16 protein-coding genes are annotated in these 26404 nt (G+C 69.5%); 5 read left to right on the forward strand and 11 right to left on the reverse strand.

Annotation, left to right across the window (positions count from 1 at the left end):
- Window positions 1-144 precede the first annotated feature (144 nt).
- The 6 genes from BRX43_RS00245 to BRX43_RS00270 all read right to left on the reverse strand — a co-directional run bounded on the left by BRX43_RS00245 (window position 145) and on the right by BRX43_RS00270 (window position 14249).
- Window positions 145-2469, reverse strand: a complete 2325-nt coding sequence (locus BRX43_RS00245) for a GH92 family glycosyl hydrolase (RefSeq protein ID WP_125992817.1) — start codon at window positions 2467-2469, stop codon at window positions 145-147.
- Entirely contained in the window at window positions 2466-3893 is a 1428-nt protein-coding gene (locus BRX43_RS00250; RefSeq protein WP_206433052.1) for a glycoside hydrolase family 125 protein, read from the reverse strand. Before BRX43_RS00250 ends, BRX43_RS00245 begins: the two co-directional genes overlap by 4 nt.
- Complete coding sequence (locus BRX43_RS00255) at window positions 3890-6430, reverse strand: glycoside hydrolase family 3 C-terminal domain-containing protein (protein ID WP_346962840.1); 2541 nt, start codon at window positions 6428-6430, stop codon at window positions 3890-3892. Before BRX43_RS00255 ends, BRX43_RS00250 begins: the two co-directional genes overlap by 4 nt.
- A complete protein-coding gene (locus tag BRX43_RS00260) occupies window positions 6427-9003 on the reverse strand; it encodes a glycoside hydrolase family 2 protein (RefSeq protein WP_241214700.1) in 2577 nt (858 codons plus the stop codon). The genes BRX43_RS00255 and BRX43_RS00260 overlap by 4 nt, the downstream gene beginning before the upstream one ends.
- A gap of 2 nt (window positions 9004-9005) precedes the next feature.
- Window positions 9006-11315, reverse strand: coding sequence for a family 20 glycosylhydrolase (locus BRX43_RS00265; protein WP_125992818.1), 2310 nt, complete (start codon window positions 11313-11315; stop codon window positions 9006-9008).
- A gap of 171 nt (window positions 11316-11486) precedes the next feature.
- On the reverse strand, window positions 11487-14249 hold the full coding sequence (locus tag BRX43_RS00270) for a TonB-dependent receptor (RefSeq protein ID WP_125992819.1): 2763 nt from the start codon (window positions 14247-14249) through the stop codon (window positions 11487-11489).
- A gap of 489 nt (window positions 14250-14738) precedes the next feature.
- Here BRX43_RS00270 and BRX43_RS00275 point away from each other — a divergent pair, with 489 nt between their 5' ends.
- Together BRX43_RS00275 and galA are read left to right on the forward strand one after the other, a co-directional pair.
- Window positions 14739-15476 (forward strand): GntR family transcriptional regulator, encoded by a 738-nt coding sequence (locus BRX43_RS00275; RefSeq protein WP_125992820.1) that lies wholly within the window; start codon window positions 14739-14741, stop codon window positions 15474-15476.
- A 27-nt stretch (window positions 15477-15503) separates the two neighbouring features.
- On the forward strand, window positions 15504-18404 hold the full coding sequence (gene galA / locus BRX43_RS00280; RefSeq protein WP_125992821.1) for a beta-galactosidase GalA: 2901 nt from the start codon (window positions 15504-15506) through the stop codon (window positions 18402-18404).
- A 36-nt stretch (window positions 18405-18440) separates the two neighbouring features.
- Here the strand turns inward: galA and BRX43_RS00285 are convergent, their stop codons facing one another.
- On the reverse strand, window positions 18441-20609 hold the full coding sequence (locus tag BRX43_RS00285) for a primosomal protein N' (protein WP_125993002.1): 2169 nt from the start codon (window positions 20607-20609) through the stop codon (window positions 18441-18443).
- Window positions 20610-20692: 83 nt separating this feature from the next.
- Between BRX43_RS00285 and BRX43_RS00290 the strand changes: the two genes are divergently transcribed.
- A complete protein-coding gene (locus BRX43_RS00290; RefSeq protein ID WP_125992822.1) occupies window positions 20693-21586 on the forward strand; it encodes a tyrosine-type recombinase/integrase in 894 nt (297 codons plus the stop codon).
- A gap of 167 nt (window positions 21587-21753) precedes the next feature.
- Here the strand turns inward: BRX43_RS00290 and BRX43_RS00295 are convergent, their stop codons facing one another.
- Genes BRX43_RS00295 through BRX43_RS00305 form a run of 3 tightly spaced genes read right to left on the reverse strand, consistent with a single transcriptional unit; the run spans window position 21754 to window position 23753 of the window.
- Window positions 21754-22356 (reverse strand): DedA family protein, encoded by a 603-nt coding sequence (locus BRX43_RS00295; protein ID WP_125992823.1) that lies wholly within the window; start codon window positions 22354-22356, stop codon window positions 21754-21756.
- 7 nt (window positions 22357-22363) lie between these two features.
- Window positions 22364-23320, reverse strand: coding sequence for a glutathione synthase (gshB, locus tag BRX43_RS00300; RefSeq protein ID WP_125992824.1), 957 nt, complete (start codon window positions 23318-23320; stop codon window positions 22364-22366).
- 49 nt (window positions 23321-23369) lie between these two features.
- Window positions 23370-23753: a YraN family protein gene (locus tag BRX43_RS00305; protein WP_125992825.1), complete on the reverse strand. Its 384-nt coding sequence runs from the start codon at window positions 23751-23753 to the stop codon at window positions 23370-23372.
- Between the two features lie 298 nt (window positions 23754-24051).
- On the opposite strand from BRX43_RS00305, the gene BRX43_RS00310 reads away from it, so the two are divergent.
- Window positions 24052-24219 carry an FMN-binding negative transcriptional regulator gene (locus BRX43_RS00310; protein ID WP_125992826.1) on the forward strand — a complete coding sequence of 56 codons (168 nt, stop codon included), beginning with the start codon at window positions 24052-24054 and terminating at the stop codon, window positions 24217-24219.
- 112 nt (window positions 24220-24331) lie between these two features.
- Here the strand turns inward: BRX43_RS00310 and rsmI are convergent, their stop codons facing one another.
- Window positions 24332-25168: a 16S rRNA (cytidine(1402)-2'-O)-methyltransferase gene (rsmI, locus tag BRX43_RS00315; protein ID WP_125992827.1), complete on the reverse strand. Its 837-nt coding sequence runs from the start codon at window positions 25166-25168 to the stop codon at window positions 24332-24334.
- A 10-nt stretch (window positions 25169-25178) separates the two neighbouring features.
- Between rsmI and BRX43_RS00320 the strand changes: the two genes are divergently transcribed.
- Window positions 25179-26378 (forward strand): penicillin-binding protein activator, encoded by a 1200-nt coding sequence (locus BRX43_RS00320; RefSeq protein WP_125993003.1) that lies wholly within the window; start codon window positions 25179-25181, stop codon window positions 26376-26378.
- Window positions 26379-26404: the final 26 nt, after the last annotated feature.

The raw sequence follows: 26404 nt of genomic DNA on the forward strand, positions 1-26404 counted from the left end.
GGGAAGGCTCGGGTAATGGAGCGCTGTCGATCATTACAGTCGTCCCCCGACTGGGCCCCGGCCTTCGCCGGGGAACAGAAGGGAAGAACGGCTTCCGCGCACTCCATCGCCTTGTAACCCTGCATCACGCCCCCCGCCGCCGCATCAGCCGGCCATATGGCCGTTGGACGGCGGTCGGTCCGCCTTGGCGCGGCCGAAGGCGCGGTTGGGCTGCGCGCCCATCAGGAAGGTCAGCGTGCCGCCCCGGGCCAAGTCGCCATGGCGGATCCAACTCTTCGTCCAGGGTTTGCCGTTCCAGCGTACCGCGCGGATGTACGGCGTGTCCGGGCCGTTGCCCGGCGCCTCGACCGTCAGCGTCCGCCCGCCGCCGAGCCGGACGGTCGCCCGTTCGAACAGGGGCGAGCCGAAGACATAGACCGCCTCGACCGGATCGACCGGATAGAAGCCCAGCGCCGACAGCACGAACCAGGCGCTCATCTGCCCGCAATCGTCATTGCCGATGATGCCGTCGGGATCGTTCCTGTACATCTCGGTGCACAGCCGCCGCACCATCGCCTGCGTCTTCCACGGCGCGCCGACATAGGCGTAGAGATAGGGGGCGTGCTGGTCCGGCTCGTTGCCATGCGCATATTGGCCGACCAGCCCGCTGATGTCGGGCGGCGCATTGTCGGGCAGGGTCGAGGGCGCGGTGAACAGCGCGTCGAGCTTCGCCTCGAACGTCGCATCGCCGCCCATCTGCGCGATCAGGCCATAGACGTCATGCTGGTTCAGGAAGGTCGCCTGCCAGCCATTGGCCTCGGTATAGTCGCGCCACCAGGGCTTGGGCATATGGCCGAGCTGGATGGGGTCATAGGGCGTCCACCAGCTGCCGTCGGCGAAGCGGGGCCGCGCGAAACCGATCCTGCCGTCGATGACGTTGCGCCAATTGCCCGAACGCTTGCGCAGCCGCTCCGCCGCCGCCGTCTGTCCGGCGGCGCGGGCGAGATGCGCGGCCGCCCAGTCGTCATAGGCATATTCCTGCGTCCGGCTGACGCTTTCGTTCCATTTGTCCGCGGGCACATAGCCCATCGCGTCATAAAGATCGCGGCCCTTGCTGTTGTCGAGATCGGGCGCGGACCAGTCGAAGCTGCGCTTGGCGATGGCGGGCCAGGCGGCGGCATAGTCGCCGGGGATCCCCTTGGCCTGCGCCTCCGCCAGGATCGGCAGCGAATGCCATCCCATCATCGTCCCCGTCTCCACCCCCTGGAGCGGCCAGACCGGCGGGCCATAGGCGCTCTGCTGCGTCTGGCGGATCAGGTCGCCGACCAGGCTTCGCACGCGATCGGGCGCGATCAGGGTCAGCAGCGGATGGAGCGCGCGGTACGTGTCCCAGGTCGAATAGGTCGAATAGGCGCGCTCGCCGGCGGGCAATTGGTGGACCTTGCGATCCAGCCCGACCGTGCGGCCGTCGACATCGGAGAAGAGCGTCGGGGCGAGCTGCGCGTGATAGAGAGCGGAGGCCATGATGGTGCGCTGGTCGACGGTGCCGCCGGTCACCTGCACCGCGGCGAGATGCCCGGCCCAGCGCTCCTGCGCGGCCTGGCGGGTGCGGTCGAAATCCCAGTGCGTCGCCTCGGCCGCCAGGTTCCGGCGCGCGCCGGCCACGTCGACCCCGGAAATGCCGCAGCGGAGCAGGATCGGCGAGGCGCCGGCATCGTCGTAATGCAGCACCGCCTTCAGCCGCTTGCCCGCGACCGCGCGGGTGCCGGCGGGCTGTTCGGCATCGTCGTCGCCGTACAGGGTGATGCGGTCGGGCGCGCGCGACGCCTGCATCGCGAAATAGATGCGCCGCCCCTTGGCCCAGCGATGGACGGTGCGGCCGCCGCTCAAGCTGCCGTCCGGCTCGATCGCCAGCGTCGCGTCGGTGATTAGCGGCGGATTGTCGGAACTGTCATGGATCAGGTGCGACAGGTCGACCAGGATATGGCCCGGCCCCTGGGGGAAGCGGTGGCGGTGCCAGCCGGTCCGCTCGGTCACGGTCAGTTCGGACCGGACGCCCGATTGCAGCGTGACGGCATAATAGCCCGGCTCCACCACTTCGTCGGTGAAGCGCTGGCGATAGCCCGTCTCCGGCGCGGCGAGCGTGCCGGGCAGCAGCTTCACCGGTCCCCGCGTCGGCACCACCAGCACGTCGAGCATGTCGCCGATGCCGGTGCCCGACAGATGCGTGTGGCTGAACCCCATGATCGACGTGTCGGTGCGGTGATAGCCCGAACAGGCGTCCCACCGCTCGACGTCGGTATCGGGGCCGAGCTGCACCATGCCGAAGGGCAGGGTGGGGCCGGGATAGGTATGGCCATGGCCGCCGGTGCCGATGAACAGGTTCGCCGCCGCCGGACCCTGTGCCGGCCGGGCCAAAGCGGGCAACGGCAGCGCGCAGGCGGCCAGCGCCGAGGAGGACAGGAGCGAGCGGCGCGACAGCTGGGTCATGCGAAATCCTGGAGCAGATGCGGGCGGGTGCGCGCGAGGGTGACGATCAGCTCGCCGAACAGGCCATTGGCCCAGGCGAACCAGTGGCGCGTGAACTTGGCCGGATCGTCCTGGTCGAAGGCCTCGTGGATGAAGCCGGTGCCGGCATCGGTGTCGCGCAGGGTCCGGAGGCAGGCGCGGATCGTCGCATCGTCGGTGGCGGACAGTGCGCGGACGATCAGCGACATCGGCCAGATCCAGCGCAGGCCGACATGCGGGCCGCCGATCCCCTCGCCCGCGCGGCCGCGGAAGAAATAGGGGTTGGCCTCGCTCCACGCCGCGCGTTGCGTCCGCTGCCACAGCGGATCGGTCATCGACACGCAGCCCAGATAGCCCAGGCCAGACAGCGACGGGACATTGGCGTCGTCCATGAACATCGCATTGCCATAGCCATCGACCTCATAGGCCCAGACCGTCTCGCCGTTCGGCAGCCGCATCGTGCCATGCTGGCGCAGCGCCGCCTCCACCTCCGCCGCCAGCGCGGTCGCCTCGCGGGCGAGTTCGGCGTCGTGGCGCGCCTCGCTCGCGACCACCGCCAGTTCGCGCAGGCTCGTGACCGCGAACAGGTTGGACGGGATCAGATAGGGATATTGGCAGGCATCGTCGGAGGGGCGGAAGCCCGACTGGATCAGCCCGTTGGGCCGCGCCGGATTGCCCCAGCCGCCCAGCGGCATCGTCTCGATGTTGCGGTTCGAACTGCGCAGGAAGCTGTAGGGGCCGGGGCCATGCTTGCGCTGCTGCTCGCGGAAGGTGCGCAGGATCGCCCGCGCCGCCGCCGCCCAGGTCGCGTCGAACGGGGCCGGATCACCGACCGCGCGCCAATAGCCATGCGCCAGCCGCATCGCGTAGCAGAGCGAGTCCACCTCCCATTTCCGCTCGGCGACGCCGGGCTTCATCTCGGTCGTGTCCTTCAGCGACCATTCGAGATTGGTCGGCGCGCTCGGGTCCTCCATGAAGGCGTTAGCATAGGGGTCGATCAGGATCGAGCGCGACTGGCGGCCGATCAGGCCACGGAACAGCCGTTGCAGATCGGCGTCGCCCTTCGCCAGATGCAGATAGGGCTTCACCTGTGCGGCGGAATCGCGCAGCCACAGGCAGGGGATGTCGCCGGTGATGACGAAGGCGTCGGGCCGGCCGTCCGCCATCCCCATCTTCACCGTGGTGTCGAGCGTGTTCGGATAGCAGTTGCCGAACATCCAGCGCAGCTTGGCGTCGCCGATCCGGGCGGAGACCTGCGCCAGTTCCCGCTCCACCGCGCGGCTGGTGAAGCGGCGGTCGGCGGGGGCGGGGCGCTTGCTGGCAAAGTCCGGCTTGGCGGCGGCGAGGGCAGGCGTGGCGGCGAGCGCGGCGGTGCCGGCGATCATGGAACGGCGCGAGACGATCATTTCGGCAGATCCTGGTCGGTGCCGGTGACGGCGAAGTCGAGCCATTGGCCCGGCCCGTCGCCCGGCTGGCCGCCGCCGACCCACAGCCGGTACGCGCCCGGCGCGACATGGCGGCGACCGTCGCGTTCGACGATGCTCATGCCCCGGGGATCGACGGTGAAGCGCACCCTGGTCCGCGCGCCCTGGCCCAGGGACACGCGGCGGAAACCGACGAGCTGGCGTTGCAGCACCGGGTCGGTCAGGCCGGGCGCGGCCGTCGCGGCGGGCGGCACCAGATAGGCCTGCACCACCTCGTCGCCACCGCGCGGACCCGTGGCGGACACCTCCGTCTCGACGGTCAGATCCTGCCCGGCGGCGATGCTGGCGGGGGCGCTTGGCTGGCCGTAGCGGAAGGTCGCATAGCCCAGGCCATGGCCGAAGCCCCAGAGCGGCGTGCCGGTGAAGTAGCGATAGGTCCGCTCCTTCATCCCGTAATCGACAAAGGCGGGCAGGTCCGAGGTCTGGCGATAGATGGTCACCGGCAAGCGGCCGGACGGGCTGACCGCGCCGGACAGCACATCGGCCAGCGCGGCGCCGCCCGACTCGCCCGGATACCAGAGCGACAGGATCGAATCGGCGCTGGCGGGATCGACCGCCACCGCGCTGCCGCTCGCCAGCACCAGCACGATCGGCTTGCCCGTCGCCTTGAGCGCGGCGAGCAGCCTTTGCTGCGGCAGGGGCAGTGCGATATCGGTGCGGTCGCCGCCGACGAAGCCGGGGACGGAGACGGACAGCGCCTCGCCCTCCAGGTCGGGCGACAGGCCGGCGACGACCACCGCGACATCGGCGTCCTTCGCGGCCGCCACCGCCTCGGCGATCAGCGGTTCGGCCGGGGGCAGCCAGAGCAGGCGGAAGCTTTCATCCTCCGACTGGTGGTTCAGCTCGATCGTAAAGGGCTGTGCGGTCCCGTCGCTGTCGACGGTCAGCTCGACGCGCCCCTTGGGCAACGGGCCGTCATGCAGCGTCCTGCCGCCCAGCGTCACGCGCGCGGTGTCGTGGGTCTTGCAGTCCTTCCAGCATTGCGCCTGGTCGAGCACCAGCCGGTATTGGCCGGGGCCGGGCGGCACGAATTCGCCGGTCCAGCGCGCGACATATCCGGTCGCGGGCAGGCCGGGGGCGGGGGCGCTACGGTTGATGTTGACGTCGATGCGGCGTTCCTGCCGCGTCAGAACCGTCCTGCCGCCGACGCTGTAGCTGGCGGCAAGGCCCGGCTGGCCGTTCGCGCGCAGCGCCGTTTCGGGCAGCACGACCGCCGCGCCGTCCGCCAGTACCGATCCTTGCGCATAGCGTACCGCGCCGAACCTGGCGCGCAGGCCCGCGAGCGGGGTGACGGGGGCGATGGCGGTGCCGTGGTAATTGCCCTCCAGCACGCCCAGATCGTCGGCATTCGCGCCGATCACCGCGATCCGGGTGGCGGCTTTCAACGGCAGGCGGTCGCCCCGGTTCTGGAGCAGCACGATCGACTTGCGCGCCGCCTCCAGCGCCAGCGCGCGGTTCGCCGGGGTGGCGACCGCGCTCGGCTTGATCCGGCTCCAGGGGCTGGTCGCGCCGAACGCGATGCCCAGTTGCTGGCGGGCGCGCAGCACGCGGACCAGCGCGGTGTCGACCTCGGCCGGCGTCACCAGCCCGCGCTTGAGCGCCTCGGGCAGGGCGGCATAGGTGGTGCCGCAATTCAGGTCGTTGCCGCCCCGGATCGCGGCGGCGGCGGCGGCGGCGCTGTCCAGCCGGTAATGGTGGAACAGGTGGATGTTGGCGACCGCGTCGCAGTCCGACACCACGAACCCCTTGAAGCCCCAGGCCCCGCGCACCCGCTCGTTGAGCAGCGGCGCGTCGGCACAGGCCGGCGTGCCGTGAATGGAATTATAGGCGCACATCAGCGACAGCGCCTTGCCCTCGGTCAGCGTGCGCCGGAAGGCGGGCAGATAGGTCGCCTCCACGTCGCGGGGCGAGGGATCGACATCGAAGCTGTCGCGCCCCGCCTCCGGCCCGCTATGCACCGCCAGATGCTTGGGCGTGGCGATGACGCGGGGATGCGCGAGGTCCGGGCCCTGCAGGCCCTGGATGAAGCCGACGCCGAGCGCGCCGGTGAGATAGGGGTCCTCGCCATAGGTTTCCTGGCCCCGGCCCCAGCGCGGATCGCGGAAGATGTTGATGTTGGGCGACCAGATCGTCAGCCCTTCATAGATGCGCCGGTCGGCGTTCACCGGCCTCGCGTTGAACTTGGCGCGTGCCTCGGTCGAGACGACGGTGCCGACGCGCTGCATCAGCGCGACGTCCCAGGTCGCCGCCAGCCCGATCGCCTGGGGGAAGACGGTCGCCTGCCCGTTGCGGGCGAGGCCGTGCAGCCCCTCGTTCCACCAGTCATAGGCGGGCAGCCCGGCCGCCGCATCGGCGGGCGCGGTGCTTTGCAACTGAGCGGCCTTTTGTTCGGGCGTCATCGTCGCCACGGCGGCGGCGACGGGGTCGGCGGAGCCGAGCAGCAGGGCGAGCATCATCATCGGGCAAGGGTCCGGATCGTCAGGGTTTTGCGCGCGGCGGCGGGGAGGCGGACGGTGACGCTCTCGCCCGGCAGTAGGTCGAAGCCATTGTCGGAGGGCTGGCCGCCGGTGAAGGCGCCGACATCGAGCATCACGTCCCGCGCCAGGTTGCGCGCGGTCAGCGTGACGCTGTCGCCCGACCAGGTCGTGACGATGCCGGGGTCGGGCAGGGCCATGTCCTTGGGCGCCAGCCGGTCGACCAGCACGCGGCTGACGCGCCGGTCGCCGACGAACAGCTCGGCCACCGCATAGCTTTGCGCCGGGGCGGCATCGCCGAACAGCGTCGCGTCGGGGAGCGTCGCGACGGTGGCGGCGGACAGCGGGGCGAGCGTCGCCGCCTCCTCGCGCGTCGACAGCACCGCGCCGGCCATGTCGCGCACCGTCAGCCGCCAGCGGGCGGGCGTCGGCGTGGTGGCGTCGGACACCAGGGTCACGCGCGTCGCCCCGTCCTTATGCTCGGCGACGATGGCTTGGGCTGCGAAGAAGCGGCGTGCGGCATAATGGAGCAGCTTCCACCGCCCGTCATAATCGACGCTCGCCCAGCTGATCGAGGGCCAGACATCGTTGAGCTGCCAGTAGAGCGAGCCCATCGTCACCGGCCGGCAGGCGCGGTGGTGGCGGGCGGCGAGGTCGATCGCCTGCGCCTGGTTGACCTGGGTCAGATAGACGAAGTCGGCGAAGTCCTTCGCCGGGCGCAGCCGCTGGTCGATATAGAATTGCAGCCGGGCATTGCCCTCGCCGGCCAGGAACTTCTGGTGCGCCTTCATCACCGCGCTGTCGGCGGCGAGCGGCCCCTTGCCGGCGAAGCCCCGGATCGTCGCCATCGCGGGCATCGACTGGAAGCCATATTCGGACATGAAGCGCGGGCAGGAATCGAGATAATTCTCGACCGGCTTGGAGCCCGACCAGACATCCCAGAAATGCCGGTCGCCATTGGCGTCGGTATCCACCGGCCCCTCATAATCGCTGGAAGGCGATCCGGGCATATAGGGGGTGCCGGGGCTGTTCGCGGTCACCGCGCCGCGCAGCACCCGGTCGAACAGCACCGCCATGCCGGTGCCGATCCGCTCCTGCCCATCGGGGCCGATCGCCTTCTTATATGCCTTGCGATCGGACCAGTTCTCCCAGCCCGACAGCACCTCGTTGTTGCCGGTCCAGATCACGATCGAGGGATGGTCGCCCAGTCGCGCGACCTGCTCGTCCGCCTCGACCCGGACATTCTCGCGGAACGCGGCGTCGGGGGGCGTGACCGCGCCGCCGAACATGAAGTCCTGCCACACCATCAGGCCCATCCGGTCGGCCATCTCGTAGAAGCTGTCGTCCAGATAATAGCCGCCGCCCCAGACGCGGATCATGTTCATGTTCACGTCGCGCGCGGCGGTGAGCAGCGACTGCATCGTCTGCGCGGTGACGCGCGCGGGGAAGCTGTCGAACGGGATCAGGTTCGCGCCCTTGGCGAAGATCGGCGTGCCGTTGACGACGAAGCCGAACGCGCCGTCCTTGCGGTCGAGCGTCACGGTGCGCAGGCCGATCTGGCGGCGGGCCTGGTCGACCACCTCGCCCTTCGCCGCCAGCGTCGCCGCGACGGTGTAGAGCGGCTGCGCGCCATAGCCGACCGGCTGCCAGCGCTGCGGCTGGGTGATCGACAGGGGCACGCTGACATCGTTGCGGCCCGCCGCGACGCTCGCCTGTCGCTCGGCGGTCAGGGTGCGGCCATCGGGGGTGGTCACGATCGCGCGGATCGTCACCGCCTCGGCCCGGTCGGCGACGACGGTGGCGTGGGCGGTCAGTCGCGCCTCCGTATCGGTCAGCGCCTCCTGCGCGACGCGGAACCGGTCGAGCCGGGCATCGTCCCAGGCCTCCAGCCGTGCCGGCCGCCACAGGCCGATGGTGACGATGCGCGGGCCCCAGTCCCAGCCATATTGATATTTGGGCTTGCGGATATAGGGCGAGGTCTGCTTGCCCTTGGGCTCGTCGCCGAACGCGGAATCATATTCGCCGGGCAGCGGGTTCTTCTCCGCCAGCACCATCGGTTGCAGGTGGCGGATCGGCGAGGCGATCGTGACCAGGACCTCGTTCGCGCCGGGCTTGAGCAGCGCCTTGGCATCCGCGCGCCAGCGGCGGTGCGCATTGTCGCCGGTCAGCAGCACCGTGCCGTTGACCCGCACCGTCGCGAACGTGTCCAGCCCGTCGAACACCAGGTCGAGATGGTCCCGCGCCAGCATCGCGGACGTGACGGTCAGGCTGGTACGGAACTGCCAGTCGGACAGGCCGACCCACTGGATCGCGCCCTCATTGGTGCCGATAAAGGGATCGGGCACGCGATGCGCGGCGATCAGATCCTGCTGCACGCTGCCGGGGACCGAGGCGGGCAGCCAGCGCGCCTCTCGCGGATGCGCCTTGATCGCGCCGGCATCGGCGGGGTCGAGCCGGACCTGCCAGCCCGTGTCCAGCGACATCGTGTCGCGCGGGGCGGCAAGCGCGGGCGCGGCGAGCAGGACGATCAGCGCGGCCTGTCCGAGCAGGCGACCCAGCCTCACTTGCGGCGCTCCGTTAGTTGCATCCGTTCGACCGCATAAAAGGGGTCCGATGTCGGCGAGGTGAACTGCATGCAGATATCTCCATCCGCCAGGCCGGCGGGCAGCGTGCCGGTGAAGCGGAAGCGGTTGGGCGCGCTGGCCGGATCGGGCAGCGGGAAGGTGGCGAGCACCGGCCGCTTCGGCCCGTCCGTCACCGGGCAGCCGGCGGTCAGGACCAGCTCGCCATAGGGCGTGACATTGTAATGCTGGCGGACCTTCGTGATGTCGTGCGCCAAGCCATAGTGGCGCGGCAGCCGCGCGACCTCGACCGTGAAGCCGTCCGACAGCGACAGCGGCGCGGCCGGATAGGCGGTGCAGGTGTCGAAGATATTGGCGTTGAAGGCGGGCGCATTCGCCGTCGCCTCCGACGACAGCGGCACGCGCAGGCCGAGCGCCCCGCGCGGGCAGGCGGTGAACTGGCTGGCGTCGCGCGTCATCAGCGCGGCGCGGCTGGTGGCGAAGTCGCGCGCCGTCGCCAGCGCGGCACCGTCCGGTCCGAAGGCGGCGGCGCGGATCGTGGCGCCCGGCGTCAGCGACAGCGGCGCGGCATAGGCATGCGCGCGGGCGGTCGGCACGCTGCCGTCCAGCGTGTAGCGGATCGTGCCCGCGCCCGCCTGGGTCGCCAGCGCGACCGTCACGCGGTTCGCGCGCAACGCGTCGGCGGCGCTGCCCTGGATCGTATAGCCGACCGCGAAGGCGCTGTCCGCCACCTCCATCCCCGACCGCCGCCAGCGGGCGATCTGCGGCTGGAGCCGGTCGAGAAAGCCGGTGAAGTCGCGGGCCGCCTTGGGCGACCAGCTGATCTCCGCCAGCGCGGCGGCGCGCGGGAAGATCACATGCTGCACCTGATAGGGGGTGACCAGATACTCGCTCCAGCTGTTCGCCTGCGCGCCCAGCACGTGGCGCGCCTTGTCGGGGGCGATGCCGGCGGGCATCGGTTCGTATTTGTAGACATCGGCCAGCGTCTGGATCGACAGCCGGCCGGGCGGCTCGTCGCCCCGGTCGCTTTGCAGGCTGTCGAAATAGAGCGTCGGCGCGGGCGACAGCACCACGTCATGCCCCTGATTGGCGGCGTCCACCGCGCCCTTCTCGCCGCGCCACGACATGACGGACGCGGAGGCGGGCAGGCCGCCCTCCAGGATTTCGTCCCAGCCGATCAGCCGCCGGCCCTTGGCGGCCAGATAGGCGCCGAACTGGTCGATCAGCCAGCTCTGCATCTGCATCTCGGTCTTGAGGCCCAGCCCCCGCATCTGCGCCTGCACCTGGGGCGAGCGTTCCCACTGGTCCTTCACCGCCTCGTCGCCGCCTAGATGGATATAGGTGCCGGGAAACACCGCCATCAGCTCGTCGAGGATATCCTCGATGAAGCGGACGCTCTTGGCCTGCGGGTTGAGGAGGTAGGGATTGACGCCCCAGTCATGGCTGACCGCCGGCCGGTCGCCCAGGACGCCGTGCTCGGGATAGGCGGCGACCAGCGCCTGGGCATGGCCGGGCAGGTCGATCTCCGGCACGATGGCGACGCCGCGTGCCGCCGCATAGGCGACCAGCCCGCGCAACTGCGCCTGCGTGTAGAAGCCGCCGACCCGCGGGCCCGGCGCGCCGCCGCTCGACGGGGGGGTGCGCCACGCGCCGATCTCGGTCAGCTTCGGATAGCGCTTCACCTCGAACCGCCAGCCCTGATCGTCGGTCAGGTGGAGATGCAGCGTGTTGAGCTTCACCGCCGCCATCTGGTCGACGATGCCGTAGAGGAACTCGATCGGCTGGAAATGGCGCGCCGGATCGATCATCAGCCCGCGCCAGGCGAAGCGCGGCGCATCGGCGATGGCGAGCGCCGGCACCGCCGTCGGCTTGCCGAAGGCGCGGTCGGGGCTGATCAGCTGCGCCAGCGTCATCGCGCCGTAGAGCAGGCCGCGATCGCCGGAGGCGGCGATGCGGATGCCCCGGCCATCGACATCCAGCCGATACGCCTCTTCGCCGGTGACGCCGGCATCGCGGACGAAGCGGATCGGGGCATCGCCCTGAACGGGGGCGAGGGTCAGGCCGCGCTCCGTCTTCACATGCGCCGCGAGCAGCCGGGCGGCGGCGGCGGCCCCGGCGTCACCGGCAGGGGTGCCGACATGCGCGCCGTCGCTGACGGTGAAGCTGCCCGCGCCACGGGTGACGGATTGCGGCATGGGGACCAGGGGCAGCGGCGCGGTCTGCGCCCCGGCGGTTGCGGCCGACACGAGCAACGTCGTGGCAAGAAGAAGCGACGCGTTGCGGATCATGACCGGCCCCCTGGTTTCGTTTTGGTATGGTCAGGTATCATGACGAAGCCGGGCGGCCGCGTCCATGCCGTTGATCCCTTCAAGCAAAAAAAGGGCCCCGGCGCGAACGCCGGAGCCCGGATATGGCGGAACCGTACCGTGTCGATGCGGTCCCGCCAGGGGAGGTCCGGATTACATGCGGAAGGTGGCGCTCGCCGCGAAGGTCCGGCCGTTCTTGTAGAAGGCGGTCGGGCGGTCCGGGGTGGCGTTATACTGGCGATAGGTCTCGTCGAGCAGGTTCTGCGCGTTGACCGCGATCGAGATGTCCTTGGTCAGGTTCAGGCTCGCGGAGAAATCGAGCTGGCTATAGGGCGCGACCATCTCGCGCGAGTTCAGGCGACCGATCGTGCGGAAATAGGAGCTGCGGTAATTGTAGCTCAGACGCGCCTGGAACGGCCCGCTCTCGAAATAGGGGATCACGTTCACGGTATGCTTCGACAGGTACGGCAGGTTCAGCTCCGCGCCGCTCGAATCGACCGACGAGGTGCTGCTGTCCTGATAGCTGTAATTCGCCTGGAGACCGAAGCCGGCCCAGATCTCGCTCTGCGCCGACACCAGCACGCCGTTGACCTTGGCCTTGCCGCCGTTGATCGGCTGGTTGACGCTATAGGTCGTCAGGCGATTCTGCAGCGAGTTGAAGAACTCGGCATTGGTGCGCGTGTTGATGATGTAGTTGCTGATCTCGCGACGGAACAGTTCGGCCGCCAGCAGCGTGCCGGCGCGCGGATAATATTCCGCGGTCAGCTCGTAGTTGACCGACTCATAGGGCTTCAGGTTCGGGTTGCCGCCGCCGCCGTCGAGCGTCACGTCGTTGAGCGAGGTCGCCGCCGCCAGATCCTGATAGCGCGGACGCGAGATCACCTTGGCCACCGAGCCGCGGAAGATCAGATGCGCACCGGCTTCATAGGCGATGTTGAAGCTGGGCAGGAACTTCAGGTAGTCGGTCGTGGTGCGGGTCGGCACCGGCACCGGATTGACCACGCCGCTCAGCGTCAGCGCATAGTCGGACACGTCCTGCGTATAGACCAGCCGGCCGCCGATATTGCCGCGGAAGCCGCCCTGGTCGAAGTTGAGCTGCGCATAGGACGCCGCGACGGTTTCCTTGACGCGGGTCGACGCCCCGATCTTGTTGACGAGCGGGCTGTTGATCGCATTGGCCAGGATGTCGATCACCGCCTGCTCGGGCAGGTTGAGATAGCGAGTCGCGTTGCCGGTGCCGCCGCTGCCCGAGAAGACGCCGTCCGGGGTCACCAGCGTGGTGACGCCGAGCTGCGATGCGAGCTTCGAGCTCTGGAGATAGGTGTTGATGCCGCGCGCGTCGACGCGGTTGACATGCTCGGTCACGCGCGAGCCGAGCAGCAACTGGGTGAAGGGGCCGAACGACACCGGGATCACCGCGTCATAGCCGCCGAAGATGTCGCGATCGGTCGTGACGCTATAGTCCAGGCCGCCGATCTGGGCGGCGTTGAGCTGCGTGCCGCCCACGATCACCGGACGCCCTTCGATCTGCGCCGGATTGTTGTTCGGATTGGTGAAGTAGTTGGCCGGATTGGTCGGGTCGCCGACGAAATTCACCTCGGCCGAGTCATTGCCGAAGGCGTAGCTGAACGGCAGCTTGGTCTGCACGTTGAACAGATATTCCGGATTGCGACCGCCCGTGGCCTTCGACCAGCCGCCGGCGAAGCTGACCTTCGCGCCGTTGTCGCCTTCCCAGTCGCCGAAGACATTGATGTTGTCGGTCTTCAGCTTGGTGTGACGCACCAGCGTGTCGAGCTGCGCGCTCTGGCTGGTCGCGGCGGCGAAGCTCGCCGAATTGACCACGCCGTTCGCGACGTTCGCCGTCTGCAGCACGTTGCCGGTCCAGGCGACCGGAATGGTGTACATCGACTGGCTGTAGTTGTTGTAGTTGCCGTCGATGTGAAGGCCGTTCAGCGTGAAGGTGAGTTGTTCGGTCGGGCGGAACTGCGCCGTGCCGGACACGCTCATGCGCTGGCGCTGCTGCTGGAAATAGGCATAGTTGATGCCGAACGGCGCGACGGCGTTGATCAGGTCGTTCTTGCTGCCGCCGGTGACGGTCGCATTCGGGTTCTTCAGGACGCCCTGGCCCGACGCGTCGCGCACCACGCTGCCGTCGCTGTTCTTCTGGAAGAAATCGGCGCCGCTCTGATAGCCGAAGAACTCGACGCCCGCGCGGGTCAGGTTCTGCTTGTCATAGGTGACCGCGCCGAGGATGCCGAACGTCTCGCTCCGGTTCTTCCAGCTGTAGAGGCCCGACGCGCGGACATTGCCCTTTTCCGAACGGTCATTGTACGAATAGCCGCCCGAGGCGAAGATCGAGTTGGCCGGCAGGTCGAGCGGCCGGCGGGTGCGCACGATCACCGTGCCGCCCAGGCTGCCTTCCTCGATCCGCGGCTCGGGCGACTTGTACACTTCGAGGCGGTCGACCAGCTCGGGCGCGAGCAGCGAATAGTTGAACGTGCGGCTGCTGGGGTCGTTGTCGTTGCCGCCCCAATCGGCGGAAGCCAGCGCATGGCCGTCGAGCAGCATGCGGTTGAGCGCCGGATCGGTGCCCAGGATCGCGACCTTCTCGCCCTCGCCGAAGCGACGGTCGATGCTGACGCCGGGGATATGCGACAGCGATTCGGCGACGTTGCGATCGGGGAACTTGCCCACATCCTCGGAGGTGATAACGTCGACCACGGCGTTCGCCTGGCGCTTGACGTTGATCGCCTCGCGCAGGCTGCCGCGGATGCCGGTGACGACGATGTCGTCGCTCGCCTCGCTCGGCGTCTCGCTGTTCGCGGACGTCTCGGGTGGCGGCGTCTGCTGCGCATGGGCCGCGCCCGCGAAGCCCGCCATGGCGGTGGTGACCAAGATCAGATGCCGAAAGCGCATAGCATTCCCCAAATCCGGAGATGCGCCAGTCGCGCCGCTCCCCCCAAAAGCCCTGCATCATCCGCGACTGGCGGATGGTCGCGCCCCCGGCCGATCGTCGCGTCGGTCCATTGGGTGCGACCGGTAACATAACCAATATGTATCCACTCCGCCATCCGAAATTACGGTTGTATTACAGGGGTGCGGCAATGGTCTAAAGTGATGTTTTGTAAGGATATTATCTGCAAGGGGCTGGCCCGGCGGTAACGATTGCGACGAGAGTGCGCGGTATCGCATTGATATCATCGAAGGACTGTAACCGGTTCACGATCGCAACACAGGTCAGCCCGGCATTTGTGCATCGTCCGATTCTCGGGTGGCACGGGATCGGTCCGGAAAGGTCTTGACAAAGCTGCCGTTCCGACGCGCTTGTAGCATACCGGCCGTTCGAGGGGCGGTGGCGCGGGTCCGACGATGTCGCCGGGCGACATGGCAAGGACTGGAACACGCATGGCATTCTCCGATCAGGTCGGGCAGATTCGCGAGGATCACCCTTCGCCGCTCTATCTCCAGCTCCAGCAGCTGATCCGCGACGCGATCGGCAACAACGTCCTGACCCAGGGCGAGGCGATCCCCGCCGAACGCGACCTGGCGACCGAATATGGCATCTCGCGCATCACCGTGCGCAAGGCGATCGAGGGGCTGGTCGAGGACGGTCTGCTGACCCGCCGACGCGGGGCCGGCACCTTCGTCGCGGGGCGGGTCGAGAAGAGCTTCTCCAAACTCTCCTCCTTTTCCGAGGACATGGCGGCGCGCGGCAAGTCGGCGTCGAGCAGCTGGATCTCGCGCGCGGCGGGCACCGTCTCGCCCGAGGAATCGATGGCGCTGGGCCTGTCGCCGGGCGCGCCGGTGTTCCGCTTCCAGCGCATCCGCTATGCCGACGACCAGCCCATGGCGCTCGAATTCTCGACCATCGCGGGCTATTGCCTGCCCTCGGTCGGCGCGGTCGGGGAGTCGCTCTACACGGCGCTGGAGAAGTCGGGATGTCGCCCGGTACGCGCCTTGCAGCGCTTGCGCGCCGTTCCCTTCGGCCCCGATCATGCCAAGATGCTCGGCGTCGACAATGGCCAGCCCGGCCTGCTGATCGAACGGCGCGGATTCCTGAAAGATGGCCGCGCCGCCGAATTTACCCGTTCCTATTATCGTGGCGATGCCTATGACTTCGTGGCCGAATTATCGGATATATGATCTATAACGTCCGGGGGATGTAACGCCATGAATCGACGCCAGCTTCTGTCGGCCAGTGCTGGTCTGGGCGCTCTCACCCTGGCGGGGCGCGGCGATGCCGCCCCGGCCGGGCCGGCGATGGGGGAGGGCGGCGCGCTGCCGATGCCGGCCCCGTCCCGCGACCTGCCCGAGGCGCTGGCGGTGCAGGACCCGAACCGGACCCTGCTGGAGCGCGGCTGGCTGTTCCATCCGGGCGACATCGTCCCGCCGCCCGCGACGACGCACGAGGCGACCTATCTGCTCGCCAAGGCGGGCAATGCGCCCGGCGCGGCGGCGATGGCCTATGACGATTCGGACTGGCAGGCGGTGCGCGTGCCGCACGACTGGGCCTCGTTCCAGCCCTTCGTGGAAACCGCCAATGTCTCGCAGGGATATCGCCCGCGCGGGATCGGCTGGTATCGCCGCACGCTGCGGCTGGACCCGGCGGATCGCGGCAAGCGGATCGAGCTGCAGTTCGACGCCATCGCCACCCATGCCACCATCTGGGTCAATGGCAGCCTGGTCGCGCATAACTGGTCCGGCTACAACACGATCAACATCGACCTGACCCCGTTCGCGCGCTTCGGCGACGAGATGAACGTGATCGCCGTGCGAGTCGATGCGGACGCGATGGAGGGCTGGTGGTATGAGGGCGCCGGCCTCTACCGCCATGTCTGGCTGATCCGCCGCGCGCCGGTCGCGATCGCGACGGACGGTGTGCATTGCGATCCCCGCCAGGCTACGGACGGGCAGTGGCGGGTGCCGGTCGCGGTCACCCTGTCCAGCGTCGCGCGCGAGGCCAGGACGGTGCGGGTCGAGGCGGAACTGTTCGCGCCCGATGGCCGCAGCCTCGCCACCGCCGCGACCGAGGCGACGGTCGCGGCGCTGGACGAGGCGGTCGCCGCCATGACGCTGGCCGCCGGCACGCCCACGCTCTGGTCGGTCGAGCGGCCGACCCTCTACCGCGTCGTCACCCGCGTGATCGCGGACGGCACGGGCGTCGACGAACGGCGCATCCCGATCGGCTTCCGCACGCTCCGCTTCGATGCGGAGAAGGGCTTCTTCCTCAACGGTCGATCGGTGAAGCTGAAGGGGGTCTGCCTGCACCAGGACCATGCCGGGGTCGGCGTGGCGGTGCCCGATGCGCTGATCCGCTGGCGGCTGGAACGGCTGAAGGCGATGGGTTGCAACGCGATCCGCTGCTCGCACAATGCGCCCGCCGCCGAGTTCCTCGACCTGTGCGACCGCATGGGCTTCCTGGTGATGGACGAGAACCGCCAGTTCAATCCCGCGCCGGAGACGACGGCGCAGCTGGAATGGATGGTGCGGCGCGACCGCAACCATCCCAGCATCATCCTGTGGTCGGTGTTCAACGAGGAGCCGATGCAGGGCACCGAGGCGGGCGCGGAGATGGTGCGGCGCATGGCCCATGCCGTCCACCGGCTGGACGACAGCCGGCCGGTGACGGCGGCGATGAACGGCAGCTTCTTCGATCCGGTCAATGTGTCGAGCGTGGTCGATGTCACCGGGTTCAACTATTATCAGGGTGATTACGACAAGTTCCACCAGCTCTACCCCCAGCGGCCGCTGACCAGTTCGGAGGATACCAGTGCGTTCGAGACGCGCGGCGCCTATGCCAGCGATCCGGCGAAGCACGTCCTCACCTCCTATGACGACGAGGCCGCCTCCTGGGGCGGCACGCACCGCGCGACGTGGAAGGCGATCATGGACCGGCCGTTCGTGGCGGGCGGCTTCGTCTGGACCGGCTTCGACTATCATGGCGAGCCGACGCCCTATGCCTGGCCGACCATCTCCAGCTTCTTCGGCATCCTCGACCTGTGCGGCTTCCCCAAGACCGCGTTCGACATCCACCGCGCCGCCTGGACCGACGATGCGCCGGTGGTCGGGCTGGCGCCCCACTGGAACTGGGCGGGGAAGGAGGGGCAGCCGATCCGCGTCTTCGTGGCCAGCAATGCCGAGCAGGTGCGGTTGCGGCTGAATGGCCGCGACCTGGGCACGCAGGCGGTTGACCGGTTGACGGGCAATGTCTGGACCGTCCCCTATGCCCCCGGCCGGATCGAGGCGGTGGCGTTGAGCGGCGGCCGGGAGGTGGCGCGCGCGGCGCAGGAGACGTCGGGGCCGCCGGTCGCGCTGCGCCTGACCCCGGCGCGGACGGTGATGGCCGGTGACGACGAGGATGTGCAGCCGGTCACGATCGACGCGGTCGACGCGCGGGGCCGGCACGTGCCGACCGCCAACCTGCCGACCCGATTCACGGTCGAGGGCGCGACCATCATCGGCGTCGGCAATGGCGATCCCAACAGCCATGAATCGGAAAAGGGCGGCGCGCGGTCGCTGTTCAACGGCCTGGCGCAGGCGATCCTGCAGGCGGAGGCCGGACGTGGCCGGATCGTGATGCGCGCCGAGGCGGACGGGCTGAAGCCGGCACGGCTGGTGATCGACCGGCTGGCGGTGCCGCCGCGCGCGCAGGTGCCGGTCACCCCGGCGGCGCAGGCCTTGCGCGAATGGCGGCGCTCGGCGGCCTTTGCCGAGCGGCCGGCGACCGACCTCGCCCCGGCGGATGGCGACAATAACAGCTGGGCGTTCCAGCGCGGCAGCCTGGCGGTGCCGGCCGATCCGGCAGGGCGGTGGCGGCTCTATCGCGGCACGGTGACGCCGTGGCGGCGCACGGCGGCGGAGGGCGGCATGTTGCGCTTCGCCGAGGTGACGGGTCGCGCCGAACTCTGGATCGACGGCCGCAAGGTGGCAGTGAAGGACGCCGCCGCCCCCGCACCGTTCGAGGGGCCCTTGCCGGCCGGCACGGGCGAGCGGCGCGTCGTGCTGCTGGTCGAGGCGGCGCCGGGGGCGGCGTCGGGGATCACCGGCGGGGTGACGCTGACGGGGCGATAGGTGCCTGCGCTCCGGCCCCGGCCGGAGCGCGACGCCTCACAGGAAACTATAGGGGTCCACGTCCACGGTCACCCGCGCCTTGGGTGACCAGTCGAGCTTGCCCAGCCAGTCGCGGATCACGTCCTGCACGTCGAGCGCGCGGCGGGCATGGACCAGCAGGCGGAAACGGTGGCGGCCGCGCAGCATTGCCAGCGGCGCGGGCGCGGGGCCATAGACCATCATCCCCTCCACCTGCGGCGCGCTGCGCCCGACCAGCCGGGCGGTTTCCTGCGCGCACGCCTGATCCTCCGAGCTGACGATGATCGCGGCATAGCGGCCGAAGGGCGGCGCGCCGGCATCGCGCCGGGCCTCCGTCTCCGCCGCGTAGAAGGCGTCCGAATCGCCCGTCACCAGCGCCTGCATCACCTGGGCGGCGGGGGCATGGGTCTGAATATAGACATGACCGGGCTTCGCCCCGCGCCCGGCCCGGCCCGACACCTGGCGGATCTGCTGGAAGGTCCGCTCGGCGGCGCGCAGGTCGCCGCCCTCCAGCCCCAGATCGGCATCGACCACGCCGACCAGGGTCAGGTTGGGGAAGTGATAGCCCTTGGTGACGAGCTGGGTGCCGACGACGATGTCGATATCGCCCGCCTCCATCCGCCCGACGAACTCCGCCGCCTTGGCCGGCGACCAGATGGTGTCGGAGGTGACCACCGCCACCTTCGCCTCCGGGAACAGGGCGGTGACCTCGTCGGCGATCCGCTCGACGCCGGGGCCGCAGGCGACCAGCGATTCCTCCGCCTGGCATTCGGGGCAGGCGCGCGGCGTCGGCATGACATGGCCGCAATGGTGGCAGGCCAGGCGGCGCACCAGCCGATGCTCGACCATCCAGGCGGTGCAGTTCGGACATTGGAAGCGGTGACCGCAATTGCGGCACAGCGTCAGCGGCGCATAGCCGCGCCGGTTAAGATAGAGCAGCGACTGTTCGCGCTTCTCCATCCGGTCCTTCATCGCCGCGACCAGCTTGGGGGCGAGCCATCGGCCGCGCTCGGGCGGCTGGCTGAGCAGGTCGATCGCCTCGATCGTCGGCATCTCGGCGACGCCGTAGCGGCCGGGCAGCTTCAGTTCGGCATAGCGGCCCAACTCGACCTGCTGGCGCGTCTCGATCGCCGGGGTGGCGGAGGCGAGGATCACCGGGCATCGCTCGAACAGGCCGCGCATCACCGCCACGTCGCGCGCGTGGTAATGCACGCCCTCCTCCTGCTTGAAGCTCGTCTCGTGCGCCTCGTCGACGACGATCAGGCCGAGATTGCGATAGGGGAGGTAGAGCGCCGAGCGCGCGCCCACCGTCACCAGCGCCTCGCCGCTGGCGATGGCGCGCCAGGCGCGGCGGCGCTGGGTCGAGCGCAGGCCGCTGTGCCACGCCACCGGCTCGCAGCCGAACCGGTCGTGGAACCGCTTGAGGAACGGCTCGGTCAGCGCGATCTCGGGCAGCAGGACGATGGTCTGCCGACCCTGCCGGATCGCCTCCGCCACCGCCTCGAAATAGACCTCGGTCTTGCCCGATCCGGTGACGCCGTCGAGCAGGGTCGGCTGGAAGGCGCGGGCATCGACATTGGCGACCAGCACGTCCGCGACGGCGCGCTGGTCGTCGGACAGGGTCGGCGCGCCGTGATCGGGGTCCGGCCGGGGATAGGGGCTGTCGATATCCACCTCGACCGCCTCGATCGCCCCCGTCTTGACCAGGCCGCGGATCACCGCGTCGGACACTTCCGCGATCGTCGCCAGTTCGCGGATCAGGCCCTGGCGGTCGGCGATCCGCTCCAGCGCCTGTTCGCGCTGCGGGGTCAGGCGCGGGGGCATCTCGCCGGTGGCGCGATATTCGGTGACGCTGCGCGCGCCCTCCAGCGCGGAGGTGGAGGACAGGCACATGCGCAGCACGGCGGCGGGAGGCGCGAGATAATAGTCGGCGGTCCACTCCACCAGCCGACGCAGCGAATCGCCCAGCGGCGGCACCGGCGCGGCGGCGAGCAGCGGGCGCAGACGATTGTCGCCGACCTCGCCCTCCGACGGCATCCGCTCCGGCTCCCACACCACGCCGAGCAGCTGGCGGGGCCCGAGCGGCGCGACGACGATCGAACCGGGCTCCACCGTCATGCCGTGCGGCACGCGGTAATCGAGTGGACCCAGGGCGGCATTGAGCAGGAGGACGCGGGCACGGGACATGTCGCCGGTCATATGGGGGTTTTGGCGCGGATCGGAAAGCCGCCGCGCTGGCGCGCCGGCCGGCGGGCTGGCACAAGCGGCGGGTGACACCCGCGCTCCCGCATCCGCTCGCCGCCCGCTGGGCCGCGCATCTCGCCGATGTGCGCCGCCGCTCCGCGCATACGGTGCGCGCCTATCATGCCACCGCCGACCGGCTGCTCGCCTTCCTGCGCGGCCATTGGGGCGAACCGGTGACTTCGACCCGGCTGGCCGCGCTGACCGGTGCCGACCTGCGCGCCTATCTGGCCGCGCGACGGGGGGAGGGACTGACCAACGCGTCGGCCGCGCGCGAACTGTCGGCGGTGCGCGGGTTCCTGGAATGGGCGGAGATCGAGCCGCCGCGGCTGCGCGCGCCGCGCTCGCCCCGATCGGTGCCGCGCCCGGTCGCGCCCGCCGACGTGCTGGCGCTGGCGGAGGAGGTGGCGGACGAGGCGCTGGAGCCGTGGATGGCGGCGCGCGACTGGGCGTTGCTGCTGCTGCTCTATGGCGCGGGCCTGCGGATCGGCGAGGCGATGGCGCTGACCGGCCGCGTCCTGCCGCTCGGCGAGACGCTGACGGTGCAGGGCAAGGGCGGCCGGACGCGGATCGTGCCGCTGCTCGCGCAAGTGAAGGGCGCAATCGACGCCTATGTCGCGCAATGCCCCTGGGCGATGGCGAAGGATGCGGCGCTGTTCCGGGGCCTGCGCGGGGGGCCGCTGTCGCCGACGCTGATCCGCCGCGCGATCCGGGGGGCGCGGGCGCGGCTGTCGCTCGGCGAACGGACGACGCCGCATGCGCTCCGCCATAGTTTCGCGACGCACCTGCTGGGGCGCGGGGCGGACCTGCGGTCGCTCCAGGAACTGCTGGGCCATGCCAGCCTGTCGTCGACGCAGATCTATACGGCGGTGGACGCGGCGCATCTGCTCGACGTGTACCGTCATGCGCATCCCCGGGCTTGAGGGTTTTTGTCCGCCAAGACGCAAGGCGCAAGAAGAAGATTGTTCAGCGAAGGCGCGAAGGCGTTGCGGCTGGACAATCCGTTTCCCTTCTTCACCGGCGCTAAATGGAGGAGGCGCTGGCGCGCGCGAATCCTCCTTGCGCCTTCGCGCCTTCTCTGAACCCATCCTTATTCTTCGCGTGGCTTCCAGGTGACGACGCGGTAGACATAGTAACCGAGCACCGCGACCATGGTCGCGATCGCCAGCGGCCCGACATAGCGGTCGAGCTGCTCGAAATTACGGTCGAGCAGGATGCCCGCGCCCGCCAGGATGATGTTCCAGATCGTCGTCCCGGCGCTGGTCGCGACCAGGAAGCGCCAGCGCGGCATCTTCGCCATGCCGGCGGGCAGCGAGATGATCGTGCGGAAGCTGGGCATGAAGCGGAACACGAAGATCACCCAGCCGCCGCGATCGTGGAAGAAGCGGGTGATCGCCTCCACATCCTGCCAGTCGACGGTCAGCCAGCGTCCCCAGCGATCGACGAACGGCTTCAACCCCCGATAGCCGAACTTCCGGCCGAGCGCGTACCAGACGTAATTGCCGATCACCGACCCGACCGTGCCGGCAAGCAGCAGCCAACCAAGCTGCATCTGCCCGCGCGCCACCGCCATGCCACCCAGCCCCATGATCACCTCGGAGGGGATGGGCGGAAAGATATTCTCCAGCGCCATGAGCGCGACGATGCCGAGATAGCCGCCGCGCGTGATCCATTCGAGGATGAAGTCGGTCATGCCCGGTTCAACGCCGGGCGGCGACCTTGGCTTCGATCGAATCCCAGATCATGCCGGCGACATCGGTGCCGTCGAACTTCTCGATCGCGACGATGCCGGTCGGCGAGGTGACGTTGATCTCGGTCAGCCACTCGCCGCCGATCACGTCGATGCCGACGAACAGCAGCCCGCGCCGCTTCAGCTCCGGCCCCAGTTCCGCGCAGATGGCCCGTTCGCGATCGGTCAGCTCGGTCTTCTCCGCCGATCCGCCGACCGCCAGGTTGGAGCGGATCTCGCCTTCGCCGGGCAGCCGGTTGATCGCGCCCGCCACCTCGCCATCGACCAGCACGATGCGCTTGTCGCCCTTCGCCACCGCCGGCAGGAACGCCTGGATCATGTGCGGTTCGCGCCAGGTCTGGTTGAACACCTCGATCAGCGCCGACAGGTTCGCCCCGTCCGCGCCGACGCGGAAGATCGCCTTGCCGCCATTGCCGTGCAGCGGCTTGACCACGATCTCGCCATGCGTCGCCAGGAAAGCGCGCGCCTCCTCCAGCGAGCGGGTGATGAGCGTCGGCGGCATGAAATGCGCATAGTCCAGCACGAACACCTTCTCGGGCGCGTTGCGGACGCTGTGCGGATCGTTGACGACCAGGGTCCGGTCGGCGATCCGCTCCAGCAGGTGTGTCGCGGTGATATAGCCCAGGTCGAAGGGCGGGTCCTGGCGCATCAGGATGACGTCGACCTCGGCCCCCAGGTCGAGCCGGACGGGCGCGTCGAAGCGGAAATGATCGCCCGCCACCCGCTGCACCGTCACCGGATGCGCGCGCGCCGTCAGCCGCCCGTCGGACCAGTTGAGATCCTCCGGCCCGTAATGGAACAGGCGATGCCCGCGCGCCTGCGCCGACAGCATCAGCGCGAAGCTGGAGTCACCGGCGATGTTGATGCCGGCGAGCGGGTCCATCTGGACCGCGACGGAAAGGGACATGGGCACTCCGATCGGGCTTGGGGCTGTGGCGGCGGGATGTAGGCGCGTCTCAGCCGCCGATCCAGGCATTCTCGATATGACGCGGCCGGCAACCGGGGGCGAGCAGCAGCACGTCGACGCGGATATCGTCGCCCGGCCCCGCATAGCGCGGCATCAGCAGCTCCGCCGCCGCCGCGACCCGCGCCAGCCGGCGTTCGTCGATCGCCCAGTCGAGATCGGCGGCGGTCGCGCGCGTCTTCACTTCGATGAAGGCGATGAGCGAACCCCGGCGCGCGACCAGATCGACCTCGCCGGCGGGTGTCCGGACCCGGCGGTCCAGCACCTGCCAGCCCTTCAGCCGCAACCACCACCCCGCCAGCCGCTCGCCGCGCCGACCGGCGGACTCGGCCTTCTGGCGGTGCGCGGCGGTCCGGGGGCGGGAAGGGCGGAGCATGGCGTGCAGGGTGGCGCGGCCGAAGACGGGTGGCAAGAGGCACGGTCGCGCGCGTTAGCTTAACGGCGCGTACCCCAGTTGCAGTGAGAGCCGAACGATTTGGCTAAGCATCCCGTCTGGTTTCCCCATCCGCTTTATGGCGTTTCGAAAAAAGATCAATCGGGAAGACGCAAGAGACAGGTAGAGGTTGACTAAGCAATCCGGAGCTTCGTCCCATCGAAAATGCTATTGAGGGAATGTTGAATCGGCTTAAGCGCGGTATAGAATGTGTCCAGCACATGCCGTATGTGGAGTGGCTATGTACCGCCCTCCTGTCTTTCGTGAAAACCGTCCTGATGTGCTTTACGAAGCGATCCGGGCGCATCCGCTTGGAACGCTTGTCACCTATGGCAAGTCGAGTCCAGTTTACGAGCTGACAACCAGATGGATATGGCTGATGAGGTTGCCGCAAGGGGGCGCTGAATAAACGCTTGATCCGTATCGTTTTCGATAGTCGATCATTTCTCGAACGCTATCCTCTCGCCACTCGGTGCGGATAGCGCCGCCGCGTCACTGCTCTGTGGGGGCGCTCCTCATCCTCACCCCTCCGCCTTCATCGCCAGCGCCCGCGCGTACAGCGCCTTGCGGTCCAGCCCCAGGCGCTTCGCCACCTCGCCGGCGGCCTTGGCGGCGGGGAGGCGGGTGAGGGCTTCGGCCAGCGCCGTGTCGCCTTCCTCCGCGCTGGCGGGCGGGGCCTCGCCGGGGGGCGCGACGACGATGACGATCTCGCCCCGGGGCGGGGCGTCGGCATAGCGGTCGGCGAGCGTCGCCAGCGTGCCCGTCACCGCCTCCTCGAACCGCTTGCTGATCTCGCGCGTCACGGCCGCCTCGCGGTCGCCCAGCACCGCCGCCAGCGTCGCCAGGCAGGCGCCCAGGCGCGGGCCGGATTCGTAGAGGACCAATGTCGCTCGCACCGCCGCCACCTCGGCGATGGCATCGCCGCGCGCCTTCTCCTTGGGCGGCAGGAAGCCCAGGAACAGGAAGCGGTCGGTCGGCAGGCCGGCGAGCGTCAGGGCCGCCACCGCCGCGCACGGACCGGGAATGGTGACCACCGCATGGCCGGCCGCGCGCGCGTCGCGGACCAGCTTGTAGCCGGGGTCGGAAATCAGCGGCGTGCCCGCATCCGACACCAAGGCCACCGCCTCCGTGGCCATCCGGGCGATCAGTCCGGGACGGACCCCTTCGGCATTATGGTCGTGGTAGGGAACCATCGGGCGCTTCGCACCGATATGGCGGAGGAGGCCGGCAGTGACGCGGCTGTCCTCCACGGCGATGACGTCGGCACGCGAAAGAATATCGGCCGCACGGGGGCTTAGGTCGCCGAGATTGCCGATCGGCGTCGCGACGATGTAGAGTCCGGGTTCAAGAGGAGACATGGGGATGCACATGGCAGAGGCGACGGGGTCGCTGCAACGGGGGCGTGTCGGGCGCTGGTTCGCGCTGGCCGCCGCGGCGTTGCTCGGCGCCTGTTCGACGGTGGTGCCGCGTGGGGTCGAACCGCCCGCGCCGCCGCCCCAGGCGACCGCGCCCGTCGTCCGTCCCCCGGCCGGGGTGGAGCCGGGCCTACCGCGCGACGAGGCGCGCAATCGCGTCGCGCTGCTGGTGCCGCTGAGCGGGGCCAATGCCGGCGTCGGCCGTTCGATCGCCAATGCGACGATGCTGGCGCTGCTCGACACCCAGGCCAAGTCGGTCCGCATCACCAATTACGACACGGCCGGCGGCGCGGCGGCGGCGGCGAGCCGCGCGATCGCCGAGGGCGCGCAACTGATCCTTGGCCCGCTGCTGGCCGACGATGCCCGCGCGGTCGCGCCGATCGCGCGCGCGGCGGGCGTGCCGGTGCTGTCCTTCTCCAACGACACCAGCGTGGCGGGGCCGGGCACCTATGTGATGGGCTATGTCCCGGCCCAGTCGATCGCGCGCGTGGTCGACTATGCGCATGGGCGCGGCGTCACCAGCTTCGCGGGGCTGGTGCCCAACGGCCTCTATGGCGAGCGGGCCTCCACCGCCTTCCTGCGCGCGGTCGAGGGGGCGGGCGGGCAGGTCGTCTCGCTCCAGACCTATGGCCGCGCCGCCGGGGCGGTCGGCGCGGCGGCGCAGCGGCTGGTCGCCAAGGCCCCCTATGACGCGGTGATGATCGCCGACAGCGCCCCGGTGGCGGCGGTCGCCGCGCCCGTCGTCAAGCGCGCGAGCGGGGCGGGCACGCACCTGCTCGGCACCGAATTGTGGAATTCGGAAAACGGCCTGGCGGCGAAGACCGCGCTGGCCGGGGCCTGGTATGCCTCGGTGTCGAACACGCTCTATCGCCAATATGCGATCAAATACCGTGCGCGCTACGGCGCCTCCCCCTATCGCCTGTCGAGCCTCGGCTATGACGCGGTGCTGCTGACCGTGCGCATCTCCCGCGACTGGGCAACCGGCCGGCCCTTCCCCGAGGCGAAGCTGCGCGATCCGGACGGGTTCGCCGGGATCGATGGCGCGTTCCGCTTCGGCCGCGACGGCGTCGCCGAACGCGCGCTGGAGGTGCAGGAGGTGCGCCCGGGCGGCAGCATCGTCGTCTCCCCCGCGCCGGCCGGCTTCGGGGGATAGGGCGCGGACATGGAGCGTAGCGCGAC

This window comes from Sphingomonas sp. S-NIH.Pt15_0812 (genome assembly GCF_003951315.1).
Taxonomy (GTDB): Bacteria; Pseudomonadota; Alphaproteobacteria; order Sphingomonadales; family Sphingomonadaceae; genus Sphingomonas.